This is a genomic window from Caballeronia novacaledonica, from assembly GCF_900258035.1.
Classification (GTDB): Bacteria; Pseudomonadota; Gammaproteobacteria; order Burkholderiales; family Burkholderiaceae; genus Caballeronia; species Caballeronia novacaledonica.
Map to the genome: position 1 here is coordinate 321,467 of NZ_OGTP01000003.1, position 19,684 is coordinate 341,150.

At 64.2% G+C, this 19,684-nt stretch carries 19 protein-coding genes; 15 read left to right on the top strand and 4 right to left on the bottom strand.

What is annotated here, in order from left to right; genetic code table 11:
• Nucleotides 1-19: 19 nt before the first annotated feature.
• A complete protein-coding gene (locus NOV72_RS07630; RefSeq protein ID WP_106853976.1) occupies nucleotides 20-904 on the bottom strand; it encodes a lipid A biosynthesis lauroyl acyltransferase in 885 nt (294 codons plus the stop codon).
• 275 nt (nucleotides 905-1,179) lie between these two features.
• Here NOV72_RS07630 and metK point away from each other — a divergent pair, with 275 nt between their 5' ends.
• Complete coding sequence (gene metK / locus NOV72_RS07640; RefSeq protein WP_106853978.1) at nucleotides 1,180-2,367, top strand: methionine adenosyltransferase; 1,188 nt, start codon at nucleotides 1,180-1,182, stop codon at nucleotides 2,365-2,367.
• 121 nt (nucleotides 2,368-2,488) lie between these two features.
• Nucleotides 2,489-3,601 carry an alkene reductase gene (locus tag NOV72_RS07645; RefSeq protein ID WP_106854061.1) on the top strand — a complete coding sequence of 371 codons (1,113 nt, stop codon included), beginning with the start codon at nucleotides 2,489-2,491 and terminating at the stop codon, nucleotides 3,599-3,601.
• Between the two features lie 5 nt (nucleotides 3,602-3,606).
• Here the strand turns inward: NOV72_RS07645 and NOV72_RS07650 are convergent, their stop codons facing one another.
• Nucleotides 3,607-3,957: a hypothetical protein gene (locus NOV72_RS07650; protein ID WP_181290891.1), complete on the bottom strand. Its 351-nt coding sequence runs from the start codon at nucleotides 3,955-3,957 to the stop codon at nucleotides 3,607-3,609.
• A gap of 314 nt (nucleotides 3,958-4,271) precedes the next feature.
• Here NOV72_RS07650 and NOV72_RS07655 point away from each other — a divergent pair, with 314 nt between their 5' ends.
• Nucleotides 4,272-5,048 (top strand): phytanoyl-CoA dioxygenase family protein, encoded by a 777-nt coding sequence (locus NOV72_RS07655; protein WP_106853980.1) that lies wholly within the window; start codon nucleotides 4,272-4,274, stop codon nucleotides 5,046-5,048.
• A gap of 3 nt (nucleotides 5,049-5,051) precedes the next feature.
• Here NOV72_RS07655 and NOV72_RS07660 read toward each other — a convergent pair whose 3' ends face one another.
• Together NOV72_RS07660 and NOV72_RS07665 are read right to left on the bottom strand one after the other, a co-directional pair.
• Nucleotides 5,052-5,255, bottom strand: a complete 204-nt coding sequence (locus NOV72_RS07660) for a DUF3185 family protein (protein WP_106853981.1) — start codon at nucleotides 5,253-5,255, stop codon at nucleotides 5,052-5,054.
• A gap of 67 nt (nucleotides 5,256-5,322) precedes the next feature.
• A complete protein-coding gene (locus NOV72_RS07665; RefSeq protein WP_106853982.1) occupies nucleotides 5,323-6,120 on the bottom strand; it encodes a mechanosensitive ion channel family protein in 798 nt (265 codons plus the stop codon).
• Between the two features lie 233 nt (nucleotides 6,121-6,353).
• On the opposite strand from NOV72_RS07665, the gene mgrA reads away from it, so the two are divergent.
• From mgrA to NOV72_RS07725, 12 genes are all read left to right on the top strand, one after another.
• Nucleotides 6,354-7,397, top strand: coding sequence for an L-glyceraldehyde 3-phosphate reductase (mgrA, locus tag NOV72_RS07670; protein WP_106853983.1), 1,044 nt, complete (start codon nucleotides 6,354-6,356; stop codon nucleotides 7,395-7,397).
• Nucleotides 7,398-7,828: 431 nt separating this feature from the next.
• Nucleotides 7,829-8,599, top strand: coding sequence for a ferredoxin--NADP reductase (locus NOV72_RS07675; protein ID WP_106853984.1), 771 nt, complete (start codon nucleotides 7,829-7,831; stop codon nucleotides 8,597-8,599).
• 336 nt (nucleotides 8,600-8,935) lie between these two features.
• Nucleotides 8,936-9,799 carry a sensor histidine kinase gene (locus NOV72_RS07680; protein ID WP_106853985.1) on the top strand — a complete coding sequence of 288 codons (864 nt, stop codon included), beginning with the start codon at nucleotides 8,936-8,938 and terminating at the stop codon, nucleotides 9,797-9,799.
• Between the two features lie 11 nt (nucleotides 9,800-9,810).
• Nucleotides 9,811-10,464, top strand: a complete 654-nt coding sequence (rqpR, locus tag NOV72_RS07685; protein WP_106853986.1) for a response regulator transcription factor RqpR — start codon at nucleotides 9,811-9,813, stop codon at nucleotides 10,462-10,464.
• A 149-nt stretch (nucleotides 10,465-10,613) separates the two neighbouring features.
• Nucleotides 10,614-12,044, top strand: a complete 1,431-nt coding sequence (gene bcaP, locus NOV72_RS07690; RefSeq protein WP_106853987.1) for a branched-chain amino acid transporter BcaP — start codon at nucleotides 10,614-10,616, stop codon at nucleotides 12,042-12,044.
• A 222-nt stretch (nucleotides 12,045-12,266) separates the two neighbouring features.
• Entirely contained in the window at nucleotides 12,267-12,743 is a 477-nt protein-coding gene (locus tag NOV72_RS07695) for a (2Fe-2S)-binding protein (protein ID WP_106853988.1), read from the top strand.
• A 104-nt stretch (nucleotides 12,744-12,847) separates the two neighbouring features.
• Nucleotides 12,848-15,220, top strand: coding sequence for a xanthine dehydrogenase family protein molybdopterin-binding subunit (locus NOV72_RS07700; RefSeq protein ID WP_106853989.1), 2,373 nt, complete (start codon nucleotides 12,848-12,850; stop codon nucleotides 15,218-15,220).
• Nucleotides 15,221-15,230: 10 nt separating this feature from the next.
• On the top strand, nucleotides 15,231-16,031 hold the full coding sequence (locus tag NOV72_RS07705; RefSeq protein ID WP_106853990.1) for an FAD binding domain-containing protein: 801 nt from the start codon (nucleotides 15,231-15,233) through the stop codon (nucleotides 16,029-16,031).
• 12 nt (nucleotides 16,032-16,043) lie between these two features.
• Nucleotides 16,044-16,940: an AAA family ATPase gene (locus NOV72_RS07710; protein ID WP_245932933.1), complete on the top strand. Its 897-nt coding sequence runs from the start codon at nucleotides 16,044-16,046 to the stop codon at nucleotides 16,938-16,940.
• A 2-nt stretch (nucleotides 16,941-16,942) separates the two neighbouring features.
• Nucleotides 16,943-18,121 (top strand): vWA domain-containing protein, encoded by a 1,179-nt coding sequence (locus tag NOV72_RS07715; RefSeq protein ID WP_245932934.1) that lies wholly within the window; start codon nucleotides 16,943-16,945, stop codon nucleotides 18,119-18,121.
• The gene (locus NOV72_RS07720) at nucleotides 18,112-18,654 is read left to right on the top strand and encodes an SRPBCC family protein (RefSeq protein WP_106853993.1); all 543 of its coding nucleotides are present in this window, start codon (nucleotides 18,112-18,114) and stop codon (nucleotides 18,652-18,654) included. The genes NOV72_RS07715 and NOV72_RS07720 overlap by 10 nt, the downstream gene beginning before the upstream one ends.
• A complete protein-coding gene (locus tag NOV72_RS07725) occupies nucleotides 18,627-19,646 on the top strand; it encodes an XdhC family protein (protein ID WP_106853994.1) in 1,020 nt (339 codons plus the stop codon). The genes NOV72_RS07720 and NOV72_RS07725 overlap by 28 nt, the downstream gene beginning before the upstream one ends.
• Nucleotides 19,647-19,684 lie beyond the last annotated feature (38 nt).

Here is a 19,684-nt window from a genome sequence, read left to right on the forward strand (position 1 = left end):
GTTTCGCGCCGCGCACGCTTCAGTAAAAGCCCGGCTCGCCCGGCGGCCGCGTCTTGAAGCGCTTGTGCACCCAGTAATACTGCTCGGGCATGTGCGGAATCTGCTCTTCGAGGAACGCGTTCATGCGGCGCGCGTCGGCTTCGTCGTCGCCGGTCGGGTAGTTGTCCCACGGCGCGAAGATCTTCAGCCGATAACCCTTGTAATTCGGCAGCACCTCGCCGATGAACGGCACGACCTGCGCCTTGCCCGTCTTGGCCAGCCGGCCGACGGCCGTCAGCGTGCACGTCGGGATGCCGAAGAACGGCACGAACGTGGAGTTGCGCATGCCGTAGTCCATGTCCGCGCCGAGCATCACCGGCTTGCGGTCGCGCAGCCAGCGCAGCACGATGCGCGCGCTGTCGGCGCGGCTCGCCATGTCGGCGCCGAAGCGGGCGCGCTGGGTCTTCGCGAGTTCCTCGACTTGCGGATTCGAAAAAGGCTGATACAGCGATCCGCACTGACGATGCAGCGAATAATTCAGGAAGATCGACCCCGCCTCGATGCCGACGAAATGCAGGCCGAGAAAGAGCGTGGGCGGCAGATCGGGATCGGTGAGATCGACGGCGCTGTCGAGCTGAATCAGCTTCTCCAGCTTTTTCGCCGAGCCGAACCATTGCACGCTGCGCTCGACATAACTGCGGATCGCGTGCCGGAAATGCTTCTGCGCGATGTCCTCGCGCTTTTCATCGGACCACTCGGGAAAGCACAGCTTCAGATTCGTGTGCACGATGCGCTTGCGCCGGCTCGGAATCTGATAGAGCAGCCAGCCGAGGCCGTCGCCGAAACGCGCGGTGACGCCGTACGGAATGAGCGCCAGGAATTTGAGAAAGCCGATGGCGAGCGCCACGCCGATGCGCCCTAGCATGAGCGGCTCCAGCGAGCGGACGGGCCGCGGCGGCGTGCGGATGATTGATGCGTGGCAGATAGCGACAAGCGTTCGGCTCTGTGAAAACAAGGGAAACCGGTATAATAGAACCTTCGCCGAGTTAATGGACAACTTGCGGGGCGAAGCGGGCGGGAGTCTTCTTGGGTTAATGGAAGACGCCGGCCTGGAAGGACATCCGCTAAAGCGTCGCCGCTTCAGACTCCAAACGAAGACGGCTACGTGAATATCAACCGTACTCAAATGGAGTCTGAAGCGTGTCGAACGACTATCTCTTTACTTCCGAATCCGTTTCCGAAGGCCACCCGGACAAGGTCGCCGATCAAATCTCCGACGCCATCCTCGACGCTATTTTGTCGCAGGACAAATACTCGCGCGTCGCGGCGGAAACGCTCTGCAACACCGGTCTCGTCGTCCTCGCGGGCGAAATCACGACCTCCGCCAACGTCGATTACATCCAGGTCGCGCGCGACACCATCAAGCGCATCGGGTATGACAATACCGACTTCGGCATCGACTATCGCGGCTGCGCGGTGCTCGTCGCGTATGACAAGCAATCGCCGGATATCGCGCAAGGCGTGAACAAGGCGCACGACGACAACCTCGATCAAGGCGCGGGCGACCAGGGCCTGATGTTCGGCTACGCGTGCGACGAAACGCCCGAACTCATGCCGCTGCCGATCCATCTCTCGCACCGCCTCGTCGAGCGTCAGGCCGACCTGCGCCGTGACGGCCGTCTGCCGTGGCTGCGTCCGGACGCGAAGTCGCAAGTGACCGTGCGCTACGTCGACGGCAAGGCGCATTCCATCGACACCGTCGTGCTCTCCACGCAGCACTCGCCGGACATCGACCTGTCGCAACTGCGCGAAGCGGTCATCGAGGAAGTCATCAAGCCGACGCTGCCGAAGGAACTCATCAAGGGCGACATCAAGTTCCTGGTGAACCCGACGGGCCGTTTCGTCATCGGCGGTCCGCAAGGCGACTGCGGTCTGACGGGCCGCAAGATCATCGTCGATACGTACGGCGGCGCGGCTCCGCACGGCGGCGGCGCGTTCTCGGGCAAGGATCCGTCGAAGGTCGACCGCTCGGCGGCTTACGCGGGTCGTTATGTCGCGAAGAACATCGTCGCGGCGGGACTCGCATCGCGCGCGCTGATTCAGGTGTCGTACGCAATCGGCGTCGCGCGTCCGACTTCGGTGATGGTGAACACGTTCGGCACGGGCCGCGTGTCGGATGCCGAAATCACGAAGCTCGTTCAGGAGCACTTCGATCTGCGTCCGAAGGGCATCATCCAGATGCTCGACCTGCTGCGCCCGATCTACGAAAAGACGGCGGCATACGGCCACTTCGGCCGCGAAGAGCCGGAATTCACGTGGGAAGCCGCGGACAAGGCGCTCATCCTCGCGGAAGCAGCCGGTACGGAACCGGTCGCGAGCGTGGCGTAACGCCATTCGCCGAACAGGCGGAACGAACCGGCGGGCATTGCGCCCGCCGGTTTTTTTTCGTGCGCGCGGCGCGATTTTTGCGACATCATCGGACGATACAACCGCCGCCGCCGAAACCGCCATGCCGTACGACACGCTTCTTTCGCCCGTCACCCTCGGCACGCTCGAACTGCCGAATCGCGTCGTGATGGCGCCGCTCACGCGCAACCGCGCATCGCAGCCGGGCGACGTGCCCTCCGAAATGAACGCGCACTATTACGCGCAGCGCGCGAGCGCGGGACTCATCGTCACCGAGGCGACGCAGGTTTCGCGGCAAGGTCAGGGCTATTTCGCGACGCCGGGCATCTATTCGGATGCGCAGGAAGCCGGATGGAAGGCCGTCGCCGGAGCGGTTCACGCGCGGCATGGACGCATTGCGTCGCAACTCTGGCACGTGGGGCGCGTGTCGCATCGATCGCTCCAGGAAGGCGGCGCGCCGCCCGTCGCGCCGTCCGCGGTCCGCGCGCGCAATACCCAGGTGTTCGTGAAAAACGACGACGGCTCATACGCCATGACCGACGCCGACGATCCCCGCGCGCTCGAAACCGACGAGTTGCCGGGCATCGTGCTGCAATTCGTCGACGCCGCGCATCGCGCGAAGCGTGCCGGTTTCGACATGATCGAAGTGCACGCGGCCAATGGTTATCTGCTGCATCAGTTCATGGCGACGGGCACCAACCATCGCACGGACGACTATGGCGGCGGAATCGAAAATCGCGTGCGGCTGGTCGTCGACGTGCTGGAAGCGGTGGCTAGCGTGATGGGCTCGAATCGCGTGGGCATGCGCATTTCGCCGAACTTTGCGGGATTCGATCTGCACGACGACGAAGGCGAGGCTTCATCGCTGTATCTGGCGCAGGAGGCGAAGCGCATCGGCATCGCGTATCTGCATCTTGCGGAGGGCGACTGGGCCGGCGGCGCGCCGCTTTCGGAAGATTATCGGCGGGCGCTGCGCGACGCTTACGACGGCGCGATCATCGTCTGCGGCGAGTACACGGCGGAGGAAGCGAATGCGCGCATCGAGCGAGGCGAAGCCGATGCCGTGGCGTTCGGCCGCGCGTATATCGCCAACCCGGATCTGGTCGAGCGCTTTCGCAGAGGCGCGCCGCTCAACACGCCCGACGAGGCGACGTTCTACGGCGGCGGAGAAAAAGGCTACACCGACTACCCGTCACTCGACGCCGCAGCCGATTGAACCGCTCAGCGCGCGGCGAACGCGTACCAGCCCGCGCTGCTCGCCGAAACGCGACGCGGACGGCGGCTCGTCATTGCGGCGGCTTTCGGTTTGGGCGCCGGCGCGCGCAATTGCACCGGACGGCGCAGCAGCGCGCGCAACGACACGCGGCGCGAAGCCGTGCGCACGCGCAAATTGAAGAAGAAACCGCGGAACCAGGACCGGATGCCATCGACCGGATGCACGTTTTTCAATTGCTCGGCGATCGCCTGCGTGCGGGCGGAATGATGACGCAGCGCGCGGATCACGCCGCGGCGGGCAGGACGCGCCGCTCGCGAAGCGACGCGAGTCAGGCCAATAGCGATTCGGTGGTTCATGTCGGCGGGAGGTCGATTGCGTTGGAAGCAGACTCGACGATAGTCGTCTCAAAAATAGCGTTCAAGGATTCGATTCAACAGCGTTTGCTTAGTTGCACCGAAATGACGCGCTCAATGTACAAGACCTTTATTACCCGGGTAAGTACGCGTTTTCCCTGCCGCTTTATGAAGCGTTCGCTGATAAATATCCGCCGGCGTCTTGCCGCGCGGGCCTTTCCGCGCTGCCGGATTTACAATCGCCGTATTCGCCCCAATTCCGGATATAGCGTCGACGGCATGAATAAAATCGAAAGCCGTTGGAGGCAAGAACTGAAATGTCAGATCAAAACGTGTTGAAATCGAAAAAAGAACAGGTGCGTGAACTGCGCGAAAACGGCTACGTGATCGTGAAAGGGCTCGTCACGAAAGAACGTTGCGACGCCATGCGCGAAGTGGCGCGCCTGCAGCTCGCCGAGGCGGCCGCGCCGGTGGAGTTCGAGGCCGATCTGAAGTATCCCGGCGCGCCCGATTCGAAAAATGCGCCCGGCGGCCACACGGTGCGCCGTCTTCTGGACGCCTACGTGCGGCATCCGCTCTTCGCGGAATTCGCGACCTCGCCCGAGGTGCGCGGCTGGATGGAACTGTACTTCGGCGAGACGCCGTATCTGTCGCGCGCGCATCACAACTGCATGATGACGAAGCATCCGGCGTACGGCAGCCTGACCGGCTGGCATCGCGACGTGCGTTATTGGGCGTTCGAGCGCGACGATCTGGTGTCCGCATGGCTCGCACTCGGCGACGAAACCGTGGACAACGGCGCGCTGTGGTTCGTGCCGACGTCGCACAAGCTGCCGTTCACGTCCGATCGCTTCGACGAAGCCAAATTCTTCCGCTCCGATCTGCCCGAAAACGCCGCGTTGATCCGCGCGGCGGTGTCGCCCGAACTGGAACCGGGCGATGTCGTGTTCTTCCACTGCAACACGCTGCACTCGGCGGGAAAGAACCTCACCGATCAGGTGAAGTTCTCGCTCGTGTTCACGTATCGCGGCGCGAGCAACGTGGCGTTGCCCGGCACGCGCTCGGCGTCGAAGCCGGAAGTGCCGCTGGTCTGAGAATCAGCGTTTCGAAGGGATCGCGAGGCCGATCAGCCCCGCGAGCGTCGCGACGATCCCGCCCGCGATCAGCCAGATGGTCTTGTTCGTGGGCGAGCCGGTGAAAAAGCGCGCGACGTCGTTGGAGAGCGAATGAAACGACTGGCCGCCGAAATACAGCAGCACGACGCCGCCGACAAGCAGCGCAACGGAAATCGCTCGGGTCATATCCTGTTCTCGTAACGTGAGGGCGCGTCAGGTTAGCGGGTCTCTGCGGGCGCGTCCACTCCGCCGCTTACGCGGCTTGCGCTTCTTCGCGCGTGTACGGCTGGATCTTGCGCAGCAAGTCGGCCATCACGTATTGATGTTCGCCTCGGCTCGTCCACGCGCCGAGGTTGTACTTGACGCCGGTGTCCGTGTAATCGGTGACCGCGACCCACGGCGCCGACGGCCCGTCCTGCACGATGCGCGAATCTTCGCTCATCAGACTGCGCAACTCGGTGAGCACGCGCTCGACCTTCAGCCCATGCTGCGCCTGAAAGTTGATGACCACGCGCCGGCGATCGTTCGTGCTGTAATTCGTGATGGCATTCGCCCAGATCAGGCTGTTCGGCACGAACATGACGATGCCGTCGGCTTTCGTGAGGCGCGTCGTGAACAGTCCGATTTCATTGACCGTGCCCGCCGTCGTACCGACGCCTTCGATGTAATCGCCCACGCGAAACGGCCGCAGCAGCAGGAGCATCAGACCGGCCGCGATATTCTGCAGCGTGCCTTGCAACGCGAGGCCGATGGCGAGACCGGCGGCGCCGAGCACCGTCAGGATGCTGGCCGCGGCGATGCCGAACTTGCCGAGCGCCGCGACGATCGCGACGACGCGAATCGCCCACATCGCCAGACTGGCCAGCACCGGCGTGAGCGTGGCGTCGACGTTCGTGCGGGCGAGCGTGCGGCGCATCGTGTTCGCGACGGCGTTCGAAATCCACCAGCCGACCGCGAGAATCAGGATCGCCAGCAAGATGTCGATGCCGTAAGTCACGGCGATGGCGGTGAAGGAATCGTAGGCGGGGCGCAGTCGGTCGATCGAATCCATGGGTCAGGTTCCTTGCAAAAGAATCTGCATTGGTCCGGATTCGCGTTGGATCGTTCCCCTTACTGATCATTCGGCCGATGTCGAATAGCGGGACTTCGACGCGCGCCGTGCGCGCTCAGCCCCGTTTGGCTTACCATTGACGCCCCCGGCAGGGCGCGCGAGCACGTGTTTCGCGTGCGCGTTTCCTGCCGCTCGCCGTCCGATCAATTAGCAATCCGCAGAGGAAATCCGTCATGGCCTACGAAGCAGCGTCCGAGCGATATGCGCAGATGCAATACCGCACCTGCGGCAAGAGCGGGCTGAAGCTGCCCGCGTTGTCGCTTGGTTTGTGGCACAACTTCGGCGATTCCACGCCGATCTCCACGCAACGCGACATCCTCCGCAGCGCTTTCGATCTGGGCATCACCCATTTCGATCTCGCGAACAACTATGGCCCGCCGTACGGCAGCGCCGAGACGAATTTCGGACGTATTTTCAAGGACGACTTCCGGCCGTATCGCGACGAACTGCTGATTTCGTCGAAAGCGGGCTGGGACATGTGGCCCGGTCCGTACGGTCAGGGCGGCGGCTCGCGTAAATATGTGCTCGCGAGTCTCGACCAGAGCCTGAAGCGCATGGGCCTCGATTACGTCGACATTTTTTATTCGCATCGCTTCGACGCCGACACGCCGCTCGAAGAAACCGCCGGCGCGCTCGCGACCGCCGTGCATTCGGGCAAGGCGCTTTACGTCGGCATTTCGTCGTATTCGGCGACGAAAACGCGCGAAATGGCGAAGCTGCTCGCCGAGCACAAGGTGCCGCTTTTGATCCATCAGCCGTCGTACAACATGCTGAACCGCTGGATCGAAGAAGAATTGCTCGACACGCTCGACGATGTCGGCGCGGGCAGCATCGCGTTCACGCCGCTCGCGCAAGGGCTCCTGACGAGCAAATATCTGAACGGCGTCCCGCAGGACGCGCGCGTGAACAAGCCGGGCGGCGGATCGCTCAAGCAGGAGCATCTGAGCGACGCGAACCTCGCACACGTGCGCAAGCTCGACGAGCTTGCCCAAAAGCGCGGCCAGAGCCTCGCGCAGATGGCGCTCGCGTGGGCGCTGCGCGGCGGGCGCGTGACTTCGGTGCTGATCGGCGCGAGCCGCGCGGAACAGGTTGCGGAGAACGTCGGAGCGCTGAAGAACCTCGAGTTCACGAAGGAAGAACTCGCGGAAATCGACCAGCACGCGCAGGAAGGCGGTATCAACCTGTGGGAAAAGCCGTCGACGGATCAACGCATCTGACGCGCCGAGCCTTTCGCCAGAAGGGTATTTCGGGATAGGCGCGGTGTCCGTTGCTATCATGCGGACTCGGCAGCTTTTCGGCAGTGGTCGTTGCCGTTCCTGCTGCCGGCCGAAAGCGCACTTCTTCAGCACGCACGTTCGCCCACGAGGCGTGCGTGCGCGACTTTGCCGCCATCACGACGTTCGGACCGCGAAACGACTATCGGGTTAAAATAGCCGATTGCGCCGGGCTGTCTGGTTTTTGCGCGACGTTCACGCAAGGCGCGGCGTGAAACGCTGTCATCACCATTCGATCGTCCTGTTCGGGCAGCGCAGCGCCCTCGTAGCGCGCTTTATGTTCGACGCCGGCCCGGCGTGGCATCGGTCGCAAATCGGCCGCGAGCGTCGGAGCGTCACCGCTTTTGCACAGTTAAAGCACAGTTCAAGAAGCCATGAGCAACCTTAATTCTCAAACCGTTCTGAGCGTCCACCACTGGACCGACACGCTTTTCAGTTTCACCTGCACCCGCGACAGCTCGTTCCGCTTTGAGAACGGCCAGTTCACGATGGTGGGTCTCGAAGTCGAGGGCAAGCCGCTTCTGCGCGCCTACAGCCTCGCGAGCGCGAACTACGAAGAGCATCTCGAATTTCTGAGCATCAAGGTTCCCGACGGCCCGCTCACCTCGCGCCTGCAACATCTGAAGGTCGGCGATCCGGTGCTGATCGGCAAGAAGCCGACCGGCACGCTCGTCGCCGACAACCTGCTGCCCGGCAAGACGCTGTGGCTGCTCTCGACCGGCACCGGCCTCGCGCCGTTCATGTCGATCATCAAAGATCCGGAAGTTTACGACCGCTACGAGAAGATCGTGCTGACGCACACCTGCCGTTTCGTCGACGAACTCGCGTACAAGGACTTCATCACCGAGCACTTGCCGGCGCATGAGCATATCGGCGAAATCGTCTCCGAAAAGCTCGTGTACTACCCGACGGTCACGCGCGAGGAATTCGCGAACCGTGGCCGCATTACGGATCTGATCGAGACGAAGAAGCTGTTCGCGGATCTCGCGCTCGAACCGTTCTCGATCGAAAACGATCGCGTGATGCTCTGCGGCAGCCCGCACATGCTGCGCGACACCCGCGAACTGCTCGACACAATGGGCTTCCAGGAAGGCAGCAACAACCATCCGGGCCACTATGTCGTGGAGAAGGCGTTCGTCGGCTGATTCGGTCCGACAGCGACGTCGCAAAGACCGGGGCCTCGCGCTCCGGTTTTTTTTTCGCCTGACGAATCCGGCTGCTCAGTTACAAATTGGCTGGCGTTCGTAGGTGTTTTTCCTACGCAATGCGTGCGGCGAACTTGGTAAACGACATGAAGTTCCGCCGCCGAAGCCTTGTCGGACATAGATTTATAATATTTTTGAGATATGATCCGTTTACGCTGAGACGGCGAAACGCGAAACGCGTGGTCCGTCATCGATGTTACAGAGTGTAAATTCAGTTACGCCTCTCGTGAGTGGCCGAGGACGTAGCTCCAGTTGCGCTCAACGCGAGGATAGTGAATGAATCCGTCGGCCACGATCACGCTCGATGAGAGCCCGATTCGCCGCGCCCCGCTGCGCGGGGTTCCGTCACCGGCGCCGGAACGCTCCGGTGCGTCGTTTGCCTCTCCGTATTCCGCGCTGATCGACGCCAAGCTCAAGGGCGATCGGCAGATTCAACGCCTCACCGCCCGCGTCCAGGAACTCGCCGCGCTGCTCGCCGCCACGGAAGAGCGCGCGCGGCAGGCGCTCGCGCAGGATCTCCACGACAGCGCCGGCGCCGCGCTCACCGTCGCCAATCTCGCCCTCGCGCGCGCCGAGCACCGGCTGCCAGCCGACGCGCCCGCCGCGCTCGGCGATGCGCTGCATCAGGCGCGCGCCGCGCTCGCCGAAGTTTGCGAGACGAGTCGCCGGATCGTCGAAGGACTGCAGACGCCGGCCTTCGACGCGAATTTCGCCGCCACACTCGCCGACTGGATCGCGAGCTTCGGCGCGCGCGCGGCGATTGCCGTCGATTTTTCCTGCCCGGACGATGCGCGGCTCGATCGCATGTCGCACGACATGGCGCTCGCGCTTTTTCGCGTGATGCAGGAGGCGCTCGGCAATGTCGCGCGTCATGCGCAGGCCGCCCGCGCGAGCGTGCATGTTTCGCTCGACGAAAATGGCGTGACGCTGACCGTCACCGACGATGGCGTCGGCATCAGCGCGGCCGCGCGGCGCAAGAGCGGGCGCTTCGGCCTCTCCGGGATGCGCGCGCGCTGCGAGGCGCTCGGCGGCACTCTGCGCGTGGCGGCGGCGAAGCCCGTCGGCGCATGCGTGCGCGCGCGTCTGCCATGGACCGCGGCGCGCCCCGGCCTCTTCGCGCTTCACGTGTTCAGCGCCTGAGGCCGCCCGCGATGCTCCGAATCCTGCTCGCCGACGACCACGCCATCGTGCGCCGCGGCGTCGCGCAATTGCTGCTGGAACGCGGTGTCGCATCCGAAGTGACGGAGGCCGAAACCGGCATGCAGGCGCTCGCGCTGGCCGCGCGCCGTCCACTCGACGTCGCGATGCTCGATATTTCGCTGCCGGACGTCAACGGTATCGACGTGCTGAAGCGCCTGAAGCGCGAAAGCCCGCGTCTGCCCGTGCTGATGTTTTCGATGTACCGCGAGGATCAATACGCGGTGCGCGCGCTGAAGGCGGGCGCGTCGGGTTATTTGTCGAAGACGGCGGACCCCGCGCTGATGATCGGCGCGATTCAGCAGGTCGCGTCGGGCCGCAAGTACGTGAGCCCCGAAATGGCCGAAGCGCTTGCGACTTACGTTTCGCTCGACACCGAACGTCTGCCGCACGAAAAGCTGTCGGATCGCGAATTTCAGACGCTTTGCATGCTGGCTTCGGGAAAGCGGCTGACCGACATCGCCAACGCTTTATCGCTTTCGGTTAAAACGGTGAGCGTTTATCGCGCGCGGTTGTTGGAAAAGATGAAACTCGCCAACAACGCCGAGCTCACGTTCTATGTGATGAGCAACCGTCTGGTCGATATGAACCCCGCAATCGCCGGGTAACAAATTTATCTTGAACAAGATAAATTTGTAGAAAATCGCTGCACCGACGTGTCACGTTGCCGATTTCCGGGCAATCTCCGAGTCTCCGATAAAATATCGGGTTTTCCCGCAGCCGGGCGCCGCCGCGCGCCAGAAGGAGACTCATCGCAATGTCGTTGTTCCGCAAGAAAAATATCGAGCACATGCTGGCCGGCGCGCACAGCACGTCGCTCAGGAAGACGCTCGGCGCCCTCGATCTGACTTTCCTCGGCATCGGGGCCATTATCGGCACGGGGATTTTCGTGCTGACCGGCACCGGCGCCGTGCAGGCCGGTCCGGCGCTCATGATTTCGTTCATCGTCGCGGCGATCGCGTGCTGCTTCGCCGCGCTCGCCTACGCCGAGTTTTCATCGACGATTCCCGTCGCCGGTTCCATCTACACATACTCGTACGCGACGCTCGGCGAGCTTGCAGCGTGGATCATCGGCTGGGACTTGATGCTCGAATACGGGCTCGCGACGTCGGCGGTGTCGGTCGGCTGGTCGGGCTATCTGCAGTCGCTGCTGTCGGGCTTCGGCATTTCGCTGCCTGCGGCGCTGTCCGCCGCGCCCGGCGCCTTGCCCGGCCACACCACGTTCTTCAACCTGCCGGCGTTTCTCGTGATGATGGCGATCACGGCGCTGCTCTCGGTCGGCGTCAAGGAATCCACGCGCATCAACAACATCATGGTCGCGATCAAGGTGACGGTGGTGGTGCTCGTGATCGCCGTGGGCGTGTTCCACGTCAAGCCGGCGAACTGGCATCCGTTCATGCCGAACGGCTGGTCCGGCGTGTTCGGCGCGGCGGCGGTGATGTTCTTCGCGTTCATCGGCTTCGATTCGGTGTCGTCGGCGGCGGAGGAAGTGAAGAATCCGAAGCGCGATCTGCCCATCGGCATCATTTCGTCGCTCGCGGTGTGCGCGGTGCTTTACGTGGCGGTCGCGGCCGTCGTGACCGGAATCGTGCCGGCGGCGCAGTTCGCGAACAGTCCGCATCCGGTCTCGTTCGCGCTGCAAGTGGCCGGCCAGAACTGGGTCGCGGGCTTCATCGACCTCGGCGCGGTGCTCGGCATGCTGACCGTGATTCTCGTCATGAGCTACGGCCAGACGCGCATCATTTACGCGATGTCGCGCGACGGACTCCTGCCCGCGCGCTTGTCGAAGGTGCATCCGCGTTTCGCGACGCCGTTCTTCACGACGTGGATGGTCGGCATCTTCTTCGGCCTGATCGGTGCGCTCGTGCCGCTCAACGTGCTCGCCGAGCTGATCAACATCGGCACGCTCGCCGCGTTCTCGATGGTCTCCATCGCCGTTTTGATCCTGCGCCGCACGCATCCGGAACTGCCGCGCGCGTTTCGCTGCCCGGGTGTGCCCGTCGTTCCGGTTCTCGCCGTGGCGTCGTGCCTGTTCCTCATGTTGAATCTTCAGGCGATGACGTGGATCGCATTCGCGGTGTGGCTCGTCATCGGCCTTGCGATCTATTTCCTGTATTCGCGTCGCCACTCGGTGCTCGGGCACGCGTCGCGCGAAACGTCGACAAAGCGTGAAGCCGTGACGCAATAGGCGTCATCGTTATCGGAAAAACGCCGCCCGTGAGGCGGCGTTTTGCATTGGCGGCCACGATTCCGCAATTATGGGACGGACGTTCGCGCCGATAGCGACGCCCGCCGATTTGTGTTTTACTCGATGTCACAAACACATAACACCAAATCCGGCTGAACGCTCACGGCGGCAGTAGGCAGGTGCGTGGCGCGAAGCTGGTCCTATCCCCAAGGAGACAGTGAAATGGCGTTCAGCATCAGCCTGACGGTCAACGGGAAAGCCGTGACCGCCACCGTCGAACCGCATCTTCTGCTCGTCCAGTTTCTCCGCGATCAACTCAGACTCACCGGAACGCACATCGGCTGCGACACCGCGCAGTGCGGCGCGTGCACCGTTCATCTCGACGGCCGCGCGATCAAGTCGTGCAACATCCTGGCCGCGCAGGCGGACGGCATGAGCGTGACGACCATCGAAGGCATGGCGAAAGACGGCCAGCTTCATCCGATGCAGGCGGCATTCAAGGAATGTCATGGCTTGCAGTGCGGCTTCTGCACACCCGGCATGGTGATGAGCGCGAGCGCGCTGGCCACGCAATCGCCCGAGCTTTCCGAAGAAGACGTGCGCGAACAGCTCGACGGCAATCTGTGTCGCTGCACGGGGTATCACAACATCGTGAAAGCGGTTCTCCAGGGCGCGCAGGCGATGAAATCCGGCGCCTGACGTAACGCCAGACTCCCTTCCGAAAACGTGAATCGCGCCTTGCGGCCCTGCGTGGGCCTCGAGTAAGGCGCTAAAGCGCCGACGCCTGGCGCAAGGAGACCGCGATGAATGCCCCTGAGCAACAGAAACTGATCGGCGCCGGCGTCAAGCGCAAGGAAGACTATCGCTTCCTGACGGGCGCGGGCCAATACACCGACGACGTCGTCATGCCGCAGCAAAGCCACGGCGTATTCCTGCGCTCGCCGCACGCGCACGCGCGGATCAAGCGCATCGATACCGAAGCCGCGATGAAGTCGCCGGGCGTGATCGGCATCTTCACCGGCAAGGACATGGCGGGCGAGAACGTCGGCGGATTGCCGTGCGGCTGGCTCATCCACAGCACGGACGGCTCGCCGATGCACGAGCCGCCGCATCCCGTCATCGCGCACGACAAGGTGCTGCACGTGGGCGATCAGGTCGCGCTCGTCGTCGCCGAATCGGTGAAGGAGGCGAAGGACGCGCTCGAACTGATCGACGTCGATTACGAAGAATTGCCCGCGACCGTCGATACGGCGAGCGCCTCGGACGCCGGCCGGCCGCTCGTGCACGACAGCGTGCCGAACAACGTCTGCTACAACTGGGGCCACGGCGACAAGGCGAAGACCGACGCCGCGTTCGCCCAGGCCGCGCACGTGACGACGCTCGATATCGTGAACCAGCGCCTCGTGCCGAACGCGATCGAGCCGCGCGCCGTCAACGCGAGCTATTCGAAGCACGACGACAGCTACACGGTCTACGTCGCGAATCAGAATCCGCACGTCGAGCGCTTGCTGATGGCCGCGTTCGTGCTGCAGCTTCCGGAGTCGAAACTGCGCGTGATTGCGCCGGATGTGGGCGGCGGTTTCGGCTCGAAGATTTTCCTGTATCCGGAAGACGTCGCGCTGACGTGGGCGTCGAAGAAAGTCGGGCGGCCGATCAAATGGACCGCCGAGCGCTCCGAAGCCTTCCTCTCCGACGCGCACGGCCGCGATCACGTGACCAAGGCCGAACTCGCGCTGGACAAGGACGGCAAGTTCATCGGCATGCGCGTGCATACGACGGCGAACATGGGCGCGTATCTGTCGACGTTCGCATCGTCGATTCCGACCGTGCTCTACGCCACGCTGCTCGCCGGCCAGTACACGACGCCCGCGATCTACGCCGAAGTCAAAGCCGTGTTCACGAACACGGTGCCCGTCGATGCGTATCGCGGCGCGGGCCGTCCGGAAGCGACCTATGTCGTCGAACGTCTCGTGGAAACGGCGGCGCGCGAGTTGAACATCGATCCGGTCGAACTGCGGCGCCGCAACTTCATCCGCGAGTTTCCGTATGCGACGCCGGTCGGTCTCACCTACGACACCGGCGATTACGACGCGTGTCTCGATCGCGCGCTCGAACTCGCCGATGTGAAAGGCTTCGCGGCGCGCAAGGAAGAATCGAAGCAGCGCGGCAAGCTGCGCGGCATCGGCTATTCGTGCTACATCGAGGCTTGCGGGCTCGCGCCGTCGAACGTGGCGGGTGCGCTCGGCGCGCGCGCGGGCCTCTTCGAAGCGGGCGAAGTGCGCGTCCATCCGACCGGCTCGGTCACCGTCTTCACCGGCTCGCACAGTCACGGGCAAGGGCACGAAACGACGTTCGCGCAAGTCGTCGCGGACCGGCTCGGCATTGCGATCGACAACGTCGAGATCATTCACGGCGATACCGGCCGCATTCCGTTCGGCATGGGCACGTACGGGTCGCGCTCGATTTCCGTCGGCGGCTCGGCGATCATGAAGGCGCTCGACAAGGTCGAGGCGAAGGCGAAGAAAATCGCCGCGCATCTGCTCGAAGCGGCGGCGGAGGACATCGAGTTCAAGAACGGCGTGTTCAGCGTCGCGGGCACGGACCGCACGAAGACGTTCGTCGACGTCTCGCTCGCCGCGTACGTGCCGCACAACTTCCCGCTCGAAACCATGGAACCGGGTCTCAACGAGAACGCGTTCTACGATCCGACCAACTTCACGTATCCGTCCGGCGCGTATGTGTGCGAAGTCGAAGTCGATCAGGACACGGGCGAAACGCGCATCCAGAAATTCACGGCCGTCGACGACTTCGGCAATGTGATCAACCCGATGATCGTCGAAGGCCAGGTGCACGGCGGTCTGGGACAAGGCATCGGCCAGGCGATGCTCGAACGCTGCGTCTACGACGACAGCACCGGCCAGTTGCTTTCCGGCTCGTTCATGGATTACGCGATGCCCCACGCGATCGATCTGCCGAACTTCACCGTCGAAACCGCGAAGGGCACGCCGTGCACGCACAATCCGCTCGGCGTGAAGGGCTGCGGCGAGGCGGGCGCGATCGGCTCGCCGCCCGCCGTCATCAACGCGATTCTCGATGCGCTCGCGCCGCTCGGCGTGAAGGACTTGCAGATGCCCGCGACGCCGCACCGCGTCTGGACCGCGATGCATAACGCCTGAGGAGCCCGACATGTATTCATTCGATTATCAAAAGGCCGACGAAGCGAAAGCGGCCGTCGCCGCGTTGAGCGCGAACGGCGACGCCAAGTTCCTCGCGGGCGGCCAGAGCCTTCTGCCGACGATGCGCCTGCGCCTCGCGCAGCCATCGGCGCTGATCGACGTGACGCGCATCGCGTCGATGAAAAGCGTCACGCTCGGCGGCGACACGCTCACGATCGGCGGCGCGGTGTGCCATGCGGACGTCGCGTCGAACGCCGACGTAAAAAAGGCGCTGCCGGGCCTCGCGGACCTTGCGGGCCGCATCGGCGACCGGCAAGTGCGCGAGCGCGGCACGATCGGCGGCTCGCTCGCGAACGACGATCCGGCGGCGTGCTATCCGTCCGCCGTCCTCGCGCTGAACGCGACCGTCGTGACGGACAGAAGGCGCATCGCCGCCGACGATTTCTTCATCGACATGTATACGACCGCGCTCGAACCCGACGAACTCATCACGGCCGTCGAGTTTCCGCTCGCCGAGCGCGCGGGCTACGAGAAGTTTCGCAATCCCGCGTCGCACTTCGCGCTCGTCGGCGTGTTCGTCGCGAAGTTCAAGGACGGCGTGCGCGTGGGCGTGACGGGCGCGGCGTCGTCGGTGTTCCGGCCGGCCGAGCTGGAAGCGGCGTTGTCGAAGGATTTTTCGGTCGCATCGGCGCGCGGCGTGAAGATTCTGCCCGACGAACTGAGCGCGGACATGCACGCGAGCGCCGAATATCGCGCGGATCTGATTCCGGTGCTCGCGGGCCGCGCGATCGAGCGCGCGATGTCCTTCTAGTTCGCGACGCCGGTGCCAGTGCCAGAGCCGCAATCCATCGACGAAACGCTCGCGCGTTTGCGCGAGCAGCGGTACTTCGCGAACCGCGAACTCGCGACGGCGCTCTTTCTCGCCCTGAAAATGCAGCGGCCGCTGTTTCTCGAAGGCGAGCCGGGCGTCGGCAAGACCGAGCTGGCGAAAGCGGCGGCGGGTTTATGCGGCACGACGCTGCTGCGCCTGCAATGCTACGAAGGTCTCGATACCGCGAGCGCGCTCTACGAGTGGGATTATCCGCGGCAGATCATGGCGCTGCGGCTCGCGGAGGCATCCGGTGACACGCCGTCGAACGATTCGCTGTATCGCGGCGAGTTTCTGCTGAAGCGCCCGTTGCTGCAGGCGTTGCTGCCCGATCCCGCGAATTCAGACGCGCGCCGCGTCTTGCTGATCGACGAAATCGATCGCGCCGACGAGCCGTTCGAAGCGTTTCTGCTCGAATTGCTGTCGGATTTTCAGGTGTCGATTCCGGAGTACGGCACGGTGCGGGCGGCGCGGCCGCCGCTCGTCGTGATGACGTCGAACCGCACGCGCGAGGTTCACGACGCGTTGAAGCGGCGCTGTCTGTATCAGTGGATCGGTTATCCCGAGCGGGATGTCGAACTCGCGATCGTCGCGGCGCGCGCGCCGGAAGCGGGCAGCGCGTTGCAGAAGCGCGCCGTCGCATTCGTGCACGCGTTGCGCAGGCTGGATCTTTTCAAGGCGCCGGGCGTCGCGGAGACGATCGACTGGTGCCGCGCGCTCGCGGCGTTGTCGGTGTCGGAGCTCGATCCGCAATCGGTTCAGGACACGCTCGGCGTGCTGCTGAAGTATCAGGACGATCTCGCGCGCATGGACGCCGACACGCTCGCGCACTGCCTCTCCGCCACGCCATGACGATGGAACCGTTCGCCTGCAACGTCGTGCATTTCGTGCGGCTGCTGCGCGGCGCGGGGCTCGGCATGTCGCCCGCGCATGCCGTGGACGCGCTCGACGCGTTGCGCTTTGTCGATCTGAACCGCCGCGACGACGTACGCGCGACGCTCGCGTGCCTGCTCGTTCACGCCAGCGACGAGCGCGATATCTTCGACGCCGCGTTCGATCTCTTCTGGCGCGATCCCGATTGGGAAGGCAAGCTGCGCGCGCTGCTCTTGCCGAAGGTGACGAACGGCATGCCGCCGCCGAAGCGCAACAACCGTCTCGCCGATGCATTGGCGACGCGCGCCGCGGCATCGAAAACGCAGGCGGCGGAATCGAAGCCGGAAGAGGCGCATGCGCGCATCACGTTCAGTTCGCAGGACCGCCTGAGTCATCGCGATTTCGACACGCTCAGCGCCGACGAATGGCGCACGCTCCGGCATCAGATTCGCGCGCACCGGATGCCGCTCGCGACCGAGCCGACGCGCAGGCTGAAAGCGGCGTCGCGCGGCACCCACGCCGATCTCAAGGCGAGCGCGCGCCACGCCGTGCGCTCGGGCGGCGACTGGACCGCGTGGAAGTATCGCGCGGCGGTGGAGCGCAGGCCGCCGCTCGTCTTGCTGCTCGACATTTCCGGATCGATGAGCGCGTACTCGCGCGCCGTGCTCTATTTCTGTCACGCGCTTTTGCAGTCGCGCGAGCGTCTGCAGGTATTCTTGTTCGGCACGCGCTTGACCAACGCGACGCGCGCATTGCGCGAACGCGATCCCGATGTCGCCATCGCGGCGCTCGGGCAGAACGTGGCGGACTGGTCGGGCGGCACGCGCATCGGCGCGACGCTGGCGGAGTTCAATCGACGCTGGGCGCGCCGCGTGCTGGCCGGCCGGGCGACGGTTTTGCTCGTCACCGATGGCCTCGATCACGAAGCCATCGACGTGCTCGACGCCGAGATGCAGCGGCTCAGGCGCTTTGCGCATCGGCTCGTGTGGCTCAATCCGCTGTTGCGCTTCGCCGATTTCACGCCGCGCGCGCGGGGCGTGCGCGCGATCCTGCCGCACGTCGATGCGATGCTCGCGGCCCATAACCTCGACAGCCTTTGCGCCGTCGGGCCGGAACTGGCCGCGCTATCACGGCACACAGGAGACACGCGATGGAACTGACCGAAACGCACACGTTACCGGTGCCGCAGGCGCGCGCCTGGGAAGCGCTCAACGACACGTCGATTTTGAAGATATGCATTCCCGGCTGCGACAGCATCGACGCCGATGGCGAGAACGCCTACAACGTCGCGATGACGGCGTCGGTCGGACCGGTGAAGGCGCGCTTCAAGGGACGAATGGAACTCACGAATATCGACGCCCCGCATACTTACACGATCGTGTTCGAAGGGCAGGGCGGCGCCGCCGGTTTCAGCAAGGGCAGCGCGACCGTGAACCTCGAACCCGGCGACGAAGCCGACACGACGAAGCTCAGCTACAGTGCAAACGCGCAGGTCGGCGGCAAGCTCGCGCAGATCGGCTCGCGGCTCGTCGACGGCGCGGCGCGCAAGATTGCCGGGGAATTTTTCAAGCGATTCAGCGCGCAGTTGCAGGGCGGGCCGGAATCGCAGGATAGCGCCGCCGGCGATGAAAACGGCGGCGAGACGCACGAGAAGGGAAAGAAATCATGGACAGCGTGGATCTCGAAGTCCTGAAACACAGCGCGCGATGGCTCGAAGAAGGGCATCGCGTATTGCTCGTGACGGTGGTGAAGACGTGGGGTTCGTCGCCGCGGCCCGAGGGCGCGATGCTCGCCGTGCGCGCCGATGGTCACGTCGTCGGTTCGGTGTCGGGCGGATGTATCGAGGACGATCTCATCGACCGTGTGCGGCAACGGGGCATCGAGCAGACGAAGCCGGAAGCGGTGAAGTACGGCATCAGCGCGGAAGAGGCGCACAGGTTCGGCTTGCCGTGCGGCGGCACGATCCAGCTCGTGCTGGAACCGTTGTCGATGTCGAGCGGCATCGCCGAATTGTGCGCGACGGTGGAAAGCGGCGGGCTCGTCGCGCGCACGCTCGACATGGCGACCGGCGACGCGCGCCTCGAACCCGCGCAAGCCACGGACGGCGTGCTCTTCGACGACCAGCGGCTTCTGACGATCCACGGTCCGCGCTATCGCATGCTGGTGATCGGCGCGGGGCAGTTGTCGCGGTATCTGTGCAGCATCGCGGTCGGGCTGGATTATCAGGTCACCGTCTGCGATCCGCGCGAGGAATACACGGAAGAGTGGGATGTGGCGGGCACGACCATCGTGCGCACCATGCCCGACGACACCGTCATGGACATGAAGCTCGACGAGCGCTGCGCGGTGATCGCGCTCACGCACGATCCCAAACTCGACGATCTGGCGTTGATGGAAGCGCTCAAAACGCCCGCGTTCTACGTGGGCGCGCTCGGTTCGCGGCGCAATAACGCGGCGCGTCGCGAGCGTCTGAAGGAGTTCGATCTGAGCGAAGCCGAGCTCGCGCGATTGCACGGGCCGGTGGGAATTTACATCGGCAGCAGGACGCCGCCGGAGATCGCGGTGTCGATTCTCGCCGAGGTCACGGCGGCGAAGAACGGCGTGTCGCTGCCGGAATTGTTGCAGGTCGAAGGCGCGAAGGCGGCGCGTGAAGTCGCGGGGAAAGGCGAAGTGTGCGGCGTTTGAGCGCGATTACGCCGTGACGAACGCCTGGCACGCTTCGT